Raw genomic sequence first — 2316 nt, forward strand, 5'->3', positions numbered from 1 at the left:
GCGCCCGCCGCGCACACCACGCCCGCCGCCGTCAGCGCGTCGGGCGACACCGCGCGGCGGGCCAGCGCGCCCCGCAGGCCGGACAGCCTGCGCGCGTACCAGGGCTTGAGGGCGTAGAGGCCGAGCCCGTGAGAGCCGGAGGAACCGTTCATGCCGCCGACTCTGCCGCCGGGCGGGGGCCCGCGAATCGGGATGCGTACTCAGACACGGCCTGAGTACCGTGAGCCGGTGACCCCGCAGACCGCACAGCCCCAGCAGACCGTGTCGCGCGTCGCGCACACCGCCGGCCTCGCCCCCGCCGAACTCGCCGCCGCGCGCGCCCTGATGGACCTCGCCTTCGAGGGGGACTTCTCCGACGAGGACTGGGACCACGGCCTCGGCGGCATGCACGCCCTGGTCCACGACGCCCGCGGCGAGCTGCTCGGACACGGCTCGGTCGTGCAGCGGCGCGTGCTGCACAACGGCCGCTCCCTGCGCGTCGGTTACGTGGAAGGCGTGGCCGTCCGGCCCGACCGGCAGCGCCAGGGCATCGGCGGGCAGGTCATGACCGCCCTGGAGGGGATCATCGAGCGCGCCTACGACCTGGGCGCCCTGTCGCCGTCCGCCGAGGGCGAGGGGCTGTACCGCGCGCACGGCTGGGTGACCTGGACCGGCTCCGTCGGCACCCTCGGCCCCGACGGCGTCCAGCACCTGCCCGACGAGGACCCGCCGATGCTCCGCGGCGCCGACCTGGACCCGGCGCACCCGTTCCTCATCGACTGGCGCGACGGGGACGTCTACTGAGGCGGTCTCACTCGGGCGCCCCCGCGGCCCGCACGAGCATCTTGCCGACGTTCTCGCCCCGCAGCATCCCGAGGAACGCCTCCACGATCCGCTCGAAGCCCGTCACCACCGTCTCGTCGAGGCCGATGCGGCCGTCGCGCAGAGCCGGTACGGCGAACGCGTACAGCTCGTCCTGGACGTCGCGGTAGTCGCGCACGAGGAACCCCTCCATGCGCAGGCTCTTCTCCACGATCTCGGACAGGTTGCGCGGCGCGGCCAGGGCCCGGGCGCTGTTGTACTGCGCGACCGTGCCGACCCGCACCACGCGGCCGCGGTCGCGCAGCCCGTCGATCGCCGCCTCCAACTGCTCCCCGCCCACGTTGTCGACGTACACGTCCACGCCGTCGGGCGCGGCGGCCGCGAGCAGCTCGGAGGCCGGCCCGTCGTGGTAGTCGAACGCGGCGTCGTAGCCCACGGTTTCGGTGAGGTGGGCGACCTTCGCGGCCGAGCCCGCGCTGCCGACGATCCGGCCCGCGCCGAGGAGCCGCGCGAAGCGCCCGGTGGCCGTGCCGACGCCGCCCGCGGCCGCCGACACGAACAGGTCCTCGCCCGCCCGCAGCCGCGCGATGCGGGTCAGGCCGACGTACGCCGTCAGGCCGGTGCCGCCGAGGATGCCCAGGTGCGCGGAGAGCGGCACCCCCTCCAGGCGCGGCAGGCGGCGCACCTCGCCGGGGGCGACCACCGCGTGCGTGCGCCAGCCCTGCCGGTGGAACACCAGGTCGCCCGCGGCCAGCGACGGCGCGCGCGAGGCGACGACGCGCCCGATGGTGCGGCCCTCCAGCGGCGCGTGCAGCGCGAAGTCGCCGTCCATCATCTCGCGGTGGTACGGGTCTACGGACCAGTACAGGTTCTCCACCAGGGCGGTCCCGGCCGCGGGCACGGGCAGCGGCGACGTGACGAACGCGAAGTCCGACGCGGTCGGGAAGCCGTGGGGGCGGGCGGTCTGGTGGACGGTGACGGCCGTGGCGCCGGAGGCGAGGGCGGCCGCGGCGGAGGGCGGGGCGGCGGAGGCCGCGAGGGGCGCGGGGGCCGGGGTGTTCATGGTGGTCATGGTCGGCATGGTGGTCATGGTCGGCACGGTGGTCGTGGTCGTCATGGCCGGGACCGTACGGCGGGAATGCGGGCGGGCGGCAGAGGGTTCGGCTCATGGAACGAGCCGAACCATGAACGCTGCTCATAGGAGCAGGTGAACGGGGGAATCCGGTGGCAGAGCACGATCTCGCCCCGCACGAGCTGCGGGTCGTCGTCGCCGTCGAGCAGGCGCGCAGCTTCTCGGGGGCCGCCGCGGCCCTCGGCCTGACGCAGTCCGCGGTCTCGCACTCGGTGCGCGGCACGGAGAGGAAGATCGGGGCGGTCCTCTTCGACCGCGGCCGCAGGGGCGCCACCCCCACCCCGGCGGGCGAGCGGGCCGCCGCCCACGCCCGGCGGGTCCTGCGCCTCCTGGAGACCCTCGCCGCCGAGGCCCGCCGCGGCGCCGCCGCCGACGGCGGTCCG

General features: G+C 75.9%; 3 protein-coding genes. 2 read left to right on the forward strand and 1 reads right to left on the reverse strand.

Translation table 11 applies throughout. The features are described from left to right. Positions 1-228: 228 nt before the first annotated feature. A complete protein-coding gene (locus IE330_RS38340; protein ID WP_229926234.1) occupies positions 229-783 on the forward strand; it encodes a GNAT family N-acetyltransferase in 555 nt (184 codons plus the stop codon). A 7-nt stretch (positions 784-790) separates the two neighbouring features. On the opposite strand, the gene IE330_RS38345 is transcribed toward IE330_RS38340, so the two are convergent. Next, positions 791-1918, reverse strand: coding sequence for an NADP-dependent oxidoreductase (locus tag IE330_RS38345; RefSeq protein WP_229926235.1), 1128 nt, complete (start codon positions 1916-1918; stop codon positions 791-793). Between the two features lie 107 nt (positions 1919-2025). Here IE330_RS38345 and IE330_RS38350 point away from each other — a divergent pair. Next, positions 2026-2316, forward strand: a 291-nt coding sequence (locus IE330_RS38350) for a LysR family transcriptional regulator (RefSeq protein WP_190140799.1), incomplete at its 3' end; no start/stop codon positions are given.

Origin of the sequence: Streptomyces longispororuber, from assembly GCF_014656095.1 — a bacterium.
Taxonomy (GTDB): domain Bacteria; phylum Actinomycetota; class Actinomycetes; order Streptomycetales; family Streptomycetaceae; genus Streptomyces; species Streptomyces longispororuber.

Excerpts from the sequence above, each read along its gene's own strand:
- IE330_RS38345 (WP_229926235.1), bottom strand. The coding sequence starts at position 1,918 with ATGACGACCACGACCACCGTGCCGACCATGACCACCATGCCGACCATG.